Source organism: Clostridioides sp. ES-S-0006-03 (assembly GCF_020662275.1).
In the GTDB taxonomy this organism is placed as follows: domain Bacteria; phylum Bacillota; class Clostridia; order Peptostreptococcales; family Peptostreptococcaceae; genus Clostridioides.
This window is the reverse complement of sequence record NZ_JADGMM010000011.1, coordinates 115,714-122,103: the sequence shown is the minus strand read 5'-3', so window position 1 is coordinate 122,103 and position 6,390 is coordinate 115,714. Positions and strand designations below refer to the sequence as shown.

The window sequence follows — 6,390 nt, the reverse complement described above, 5'->3', positions numbered from 1 at the left end:
AGGAAATTTACTAGACTATAGTCAAAAAGAACTATTTAAAACTATGAGATTTAAATCAGTAACACAAATTGGTGGAAATGGAAATGAAAATTCATTTAAACAAATTAAAGAAATAGCTTAATATTTTGATTATAAAATATACAGTGTTATAAACAAATTGTATCGCCATTAGACATTGAAACAATTATTCTTTATGATGATTTATTAAGAATAATTAGCCTAAATTTTAAAGGAGTTGAACTTAAAATTTGATTAGAAAAAATCAATTTTAAGACAACTCCTTCTTTTTTGTTAATTATCTATTTTAATTCTTATTTTATTTTAAATTACCATTTTTAATCAGTTCCCAATCTCTTAGCTATAACTTGTTGTGCTATATTAACAGCATGGTCAGATATTCTTTCTAGATTACTTATTACATCTAAATAAATAACTCCATTTTCTATACTACATAAATTATTATTCAATCTATACATATGATTAGCTCTACAAGATTTCTCCATTATATCAACTTGCTCTTCAATTTTTATAACCTTACAAGCTAAATCCACATCATCAGTTCTCATTGACTCTAAAGCATAAGTATAAGCTGAAACAACTTTATTGTACATAATATCAAGTTCAGCTTGTCCTTCTTCAGAGAAAGAAATATTTGAATCTATTGCAACTTGAGATAATTCAGCTATATTTTTAGCATGGTCACCAATTCTTTCTATATCATTAACTGTATTAAATAAGGTGTCTACAACTTCTCTAGAATTATCATCTAAAGGTGCCTTTGAAAGTTTAAGCAAGTAATTTAAGATAGCTTTTTGTAAATCATTTATTAGTTTTTCACGTCTGTATGTCTTATCTATTTTTTCAGTTGAATGTTCTACTAACGCTTCCATAGATGCATTTAAGCTTTCCTTAGCTTTTTCTCCCATACGAAGTGCTTCTTTTATCGTATTAGCAAGAGCTATGGAAGGAGTTTCTATCATTCTATCATCTATATATTTAATAGTCTTAGCTTCATCTTCATCTGCATCACCAGCTTTATCAGGAACAAGCTTAATGGCTAGTTTTATGATAACCTTTGTAAATGGTAGAAGTATTAAGACGGATATAATATTAAACAATGTGTGTGTATTAGCTATTTGTCTTGCAACATTACTTGGGTCCCAACTTGTAACTAAATTTACAATTGGTTTATTCAACAACAATAAGAATATTACTGTTCCCAAAACATTGAAGATTAAATGCATCATAGCTGCTCTTCGTGCATTTTTATTAGCACCAATACTTGATAGCAATGAAGTTACACATGTACCAATATTTTGACCATAAAGAATTGGTAATGCTGCTGCTAGTGGTATTAAACCTTCTGCTGCTAATGCAACCAACATACCCATAGATGCACTTGAACTCTGTATTATTGCTGTAATACCAAATCCTAATAATAGTCCAAGTAGCGGATAATTACCAAATGTAACAAGTAAATCAGTGAACCCTTGATAGTCCTTTAATGGTTCAACTGCCATTTTCATAAAATCCATACCTGTAAATAATATCCCAAAACCTATAAGTATCTCGGCTATATTTTTTATTCTAGGTTTATTTCCAAATAAATAAAGTATAATACCTATACCTAATGCTACTGGAGCCATTCCAGCTAAATCAAAAGATACTAATTGGGCTGTAACAGTAGTACCTATATTAGCACCCATTATAACCCCTATTGCTTGTTTTAAAGTCATTATGCCTGCATTTACGAAACCAACAACCATTACAGTAGTAGCACTTGAACTTTGTATTACTGCTGTAACTCCTGTACCTACTAAAACTCCCATAAATAGATTACTAGTAAGTAATTTTATTATCTTTTTTAATTTTGTCCCAGCAGATTTTTGCAGACCTTCTCCCATAAGGTTCATACCATATAAGAACAGCCCTAATCCACCCATTAGACTTATTATAATATTCAAATTATTTCCTCCTTGTAAAGAGATTACTATATTTAAAAATTTTATAACCTATTGTATTTTATCAAATTATAGGAGTAGTAATGTTAAATTCATGTTAAATATTAAAAAATCATTAAGTTTATGTTAAATTTTTGTGTTATTAGCATATTTTTGTATTATTTTTTCTGAACATTTTATACCATCTACTGCTGCTGTGACTATTCCACCTGCATATCCAGCACCTTCACCACAGGGATATAAATTTTTAATACTTATTGACTCCAAACTGTTTTCATCTCTTACTATTCTTATTGGTGATGATGACCTAGTTTCTACACCAGTTAAGACTGCATCATGCATTGCAAATCCATTTAATTTTTTATCAAGAGATATAAATGCTTCTCTCATAGTTTCTATTACAAAACTAGGCAAACATTCATTGAGATTTGTAAGCTTGTATCCAGGTTTGTATGATGGTTCAACACTTCCTAAATTTTCAGAAGTCTTATTATTAATAAAATCTCCAACAAGTTGAACTGGCGCATTGTAATTTTTACCACCTAATTCAAAAGCTAATTTCTCATATTTTTGCTGAAAATGAACCCCTGCTAGTGGATTATCACTATCAAAATCTTCTGGAAGTACATTTACTAGAAATGCACTATTAGCATTTATTTTATCTCTTGCATGTTCACTCATTCCATTTGTAACTATTTCAAAATCATTTGATGCAGATGCTATGACACTGCCTCCTGGACACATACAAAAAGTATATGCTGTTCTTCCATTTGAGACATGTTCTATAAGTCTATAATCAGCAGCTCCTAGTCGAGGATGATTATAAAATTCCTTATACTGTGCTTTATTTATCAAGTCTTGAGGATGTTCAATTCTAGCTCCTATTGCAAATGGTTTCTGAATTATTTTTACACCTCTTGAATGCAACATCTCATAAGTATCTCTTGCACTATGCCCAACAGCTAATATAACTGCATCTGTATCTATTTTTTCACTATCATTTACAATTACAGATTGTATAGAATTATTTAATACAACTATATCTGTAACTTTTGAATCAAATTTAACTTGTCCACCTAGATTTATTATTTCATTTCTTATATTTTTAACTACACTTTTTAATATATCTGTACCAACATGTGGCTTATGTGAATATAATATTTCATCTGGTGCTCCAAACTGAACTAATTCTTCTAGCACTTTTCTACATCGTATATCTTTTATTCTAGTTGTGAGTTTCCCATCTGAAAAAGTTCCTGCTCCACCTTCTCCAAATTGAACATTTGAATTATTTTTAAACTTTCTAGTCGTCCAAAAATTACTTATGTCCTTAGTTCTACTATCAACATCAAGACCTCTTTCAAGTATAATTGGTTCATAACCCATTTGAGCCAAAATAAGCCCTGCAAATAGACCAGCTGGTCCACTTCCAATTACTAAAGGTCTATTATTCAATTTTTTATGACCCATAGCTACATTTACATATTTTACATCTTTTATTTTTGTTACATCTTTTATTTTTGAGCTTAGTATTTTACTTTCATCTCTAACTTCTACATCTACAGAATAAACAAATTCCATCTTCCCTTTTTTTCTAGCATCTATAGATTCTTTATATATACTATATTTTATTAAGTTTTTTTCTTTTATTCTTAATTTCTTAAGTACAATATCTTTTAATAAAGATATATCTTTATCGATTCCAAGTTTTATATTAGATACCCTTAACATATTGTTTTCCTCTCTTAGATTATAATATAAAAAAGCTAGGGTTACTCCTAGCTTTCTACAAATATAACTTCTATATTCTCTTTTACTAGATTTTCTACCCAAATTTCGTCTAGCACAAATTTCTTTATTTTGTCTACAATAAGTTCTTTATCCAAATCTTTTTTTAGATTTTTTACTAAAACCATTGCTTCAACTGATTTATTCAATCTTTCAACGTATAAAGAATTAACTTTAATTAATATAACCCTTAATTCACATATATATAAATCTTCACTACCTAAAGTGATTTCATCATCGTATTTATATACACTAAATTCATATATGTTTTCATATGGTGTTATATTTTCTATACCAATAAACTCCATTAACTTATCCTCTTTTAGTTATAAGGCCTCTTATAACTTTCATGTTATTAAATACCTTTTCTAAGAAGTTTTCTGCTTCTTCATTATCCAAAAGATTTATTTCAAGATTTTCATTTTCTACAATATTTTTAGATTTGCAGTACTCCTTAGCAACTTCTACTAGTTCATTTTTTCTATCCATAGATAAATCGAACTCTTTATAGTCTATTATTATATATTGTTTAGTATCAGGTGATACACCATTATTATATCCTATTTCTATATGATAAATAACTGCATATATTTCTTCTCCGTCGTATACAGGTACTGCTGGGTTAGATTTTATAAAGTTTGTTGATACAGCAATTGCATTTCCTAAACTAAGACTCATTATTAATACCTCTTTCTACACATTATACATATATTATACTATAGATTCTTTATCTATGACTTAAAGCTTTTTATAATTAATTAAGATATTTTTAAATCTTTGTATCTTTTTCCTAATGTACTAGAGCTTATATCATATTTTTTTGATATTTGCACTTGAGTTATAGGTTGTCCTGCTTCTTTCTTAACATAGTACTCAACAGCAGCTGCCCAACCACTTTCAGCTCCTTTTATATTTTCATGACTTTTCTTATATTCATTCCAGAACTCTATACATGCATCTATATTTTCTTTTTCCACATTTTCTTTAAGAGTATCTAAAACTTTACATTCTACTTCAGCTAATTCACCTTCTAAATTAACTTTTTTATTATCATTTTTATCTCTTTCTCTTTTTAAATATTCGGCTATACTTGGGTCTAAAAGCTGTTGTATATATTTATATAATACATGTGTATGATAAATTAAGAACGTCTTCATATCTTTATATAGGTCTTTATATTGATTAAATAAATTCATAACATCATTTAAAATTATATCTTTAACTTCATTTGATATACTTATAGTTACATCTATTAATATATTAGTTCCTTCAACATCAATTATTCTAGCTATCATACAGCTTCCGATTTTAAAGCTTCTTAGAAGTTTTACATCTTCTGTGTAAAGTTCTTTCCCACTTAAACAATCTCTTAAAACTATTTTTCCTGTAGAAATTTCTTTTACTTCGTAAATGCTTACATAGGATTCAAACAAACTTTTTAATATTGATATTTCTGATTGACTTAGGTTTGCACCATTCTCTTCAAGAAATCCAACCGTCATGACCTTTTTATTTTCCATTATGTGGTCTTGTATTAAATACGTATTAAAAAATCTTTCGAACTTTTCATTTACAGTATCATTTTGCATTATATAAAACATTTCTTTAGCTTTTTCACATTCATCTTTGAATCTATCCTGTCTTGAATAATCATATAATTTTGAATATAAATCTGTATATTGCTTTTGTGAAAGTTCAGTTTTTCTGCTTGCTCTTTCTGAAACAATATCTTTATTTAAACAACATTTCTTGTATTTTTTGCCACTTCCACAAGGGCATAGCTCATTTCTCCCTAACAATATGACTTCCACTCCCTTATTATTAAATTAAAGTACAATTTGTTATTATACCATTTTTTTATCAATCAATCTATAGTATAAGCAAATATTATCTCAAATTTACTTATATTTTGGTATAATATATTCACTTTAATTAGGATTTCGATAAAATCACTAACAATCCCTCTTACAGAAATGGATTATCGTAAAACTAATTCTTCTATAAAGTTTTATGAACTGATAATAGTTTTTTACTTTATCTATTCTTTTTTGTTATGTGACTCTAATTGTCATTTTACATTCTACAAGATTGTTTTTTTCTTGTTTATATTCATTTGAAAAGTTTTTGGCCTCAAGATTACTTGTTTTTAATTTATTAATTTCTATTTTTTCAATTTTATTATGTAACCTTAAGTTCTTCATTACACCTTCAAGTTTCAACACATTTTCAAGTTCTCCATTAACTTTTACTTCTAAATTAGTTTGTTTTTTACTGTAGTTGTCTAAGCGACTTTCTTGATTGATGTATTCCACATTTACAATATCTCTCAATTCATTTTCTACTAATAATACTATATCTTTATTTGTTTTTTTATCTAAAAATGAGTTATTAAAATTATTTTTTAATTTTGTATTACTATCTAATTCAACATTTTTTACATATCTATCATCTTTGTACCCATTACCTTTAATTTTGTAATTATCTTGTCGTTTTATTTCATTCACTATATTTTGTTTTTCTTTCTTCAAATTAGTTAGGTTCTCTTCTAGAGGTCTGGACATTACATTAACTACTAATACAATAATTAATATTAGCAATATTTTCATCAGATTTTTTTCTCTCTTATTTAATTTCAAAATTA

6 protein-coding genes are annotated in these 6,390 nt (G+C 27.4%); all 6 read right to left on the bottom strand.

Going from position 1 to position 6,390, the window contains the following annotated elements:
* Nucleotides 1–335 precede the first annotated feature (335 nt).
* Nucleotides 336–1,964, bottom strand: coding sequence for a Na/Pi cotransporter family protein (locus IR151_RS14820; RefSeq protein ID WP_227435832.1), 1,629 nt, complete (start codon nt 1,962–1,964; stop codon nt 336–338).
* Between the two features lie 123 nt (nt 1,965–2,087).
* A complete protein-coding gene (locus IR151_RS14815) occupies nt 2,088–3,692 on the bottom strand; it encodes an FAD-dependent protein (protein WP_227435830.1) in 1,605 nt (534 codons plus the stop codon).
* Nucleotides 3,693–3,739: 47 nt separating this feature from the next.
* Nucleotides 3,740–4,057 (bottom strand): hypothetical protein, encoded by a 318-nt coding sequence (locus IR151_RS14810; protein ID WP_227435827.1) that lies wholly within the window; start codon nt 4,055–4,057, stop codon nt 3,740–3,742.
* Between the two features lie 4 nt (nt 4,058–4,061).
* Nucleotides 4,062–4,427 (bottom strand): hypothetical protein, encoded by a 366-nt coding sequence (locus IR151_RS14805; RefSeq protein ID WP_227435824.1) that lies wholly within the window; start codon nt 4,425–4,427, stop codon nt 4,062–4,064.
* An 80-nt stretch (nt 4,428–4,507) separates the two neighbouring features.
* On the bottom strand, nt 4,508–5,548 hold the full coding sequence (locus IR151_RS14800) for a YecA family protein (RefSeq protein ID WP_227435821.1): 1,041 nt from the start codon (nt 5,546–5,548) through the stop codon (nt 4,508–4,510).
* Between the two features lie 252 nt (nt 5,549–5,800).
* Entirely contained in the window at nt 5,801–6,385 is a 585-nt protein-coding gene (locus tag IR151_RS14795; protein ID WP_227435811.1) for a hypothetical protein, read from the bottom strand.
* Between the last annotated feature and the right edge of the window lie 5 nt (nt 6,386–6,390).

What these genes read in the sequence shown, in the direction of transcription:
- IR151_RS14805 (WP_227435824.1), bottom strand. Translation starts at nt 4,427, where the DNA reads ATGAGTCTTAGTTTAGGAAATGCAATTGCTGTATCAACAAACTTTATA.
- IR151_RS14815 (WP_227435830.1), bottom strand. Translation starts at nt 3,692, where the DNA reads ATGTTAAGGGTATCTAATATAAAACTTGGAATCGATAAAGATATATCT.
- IR151_RS14810 (WP_227435827.1), bottom strand. Translation starts at nt 4,057, where the DNA reads ATGGAGTTTATTGGTATAGAAAATATAACACCATATGAAAACATATAT.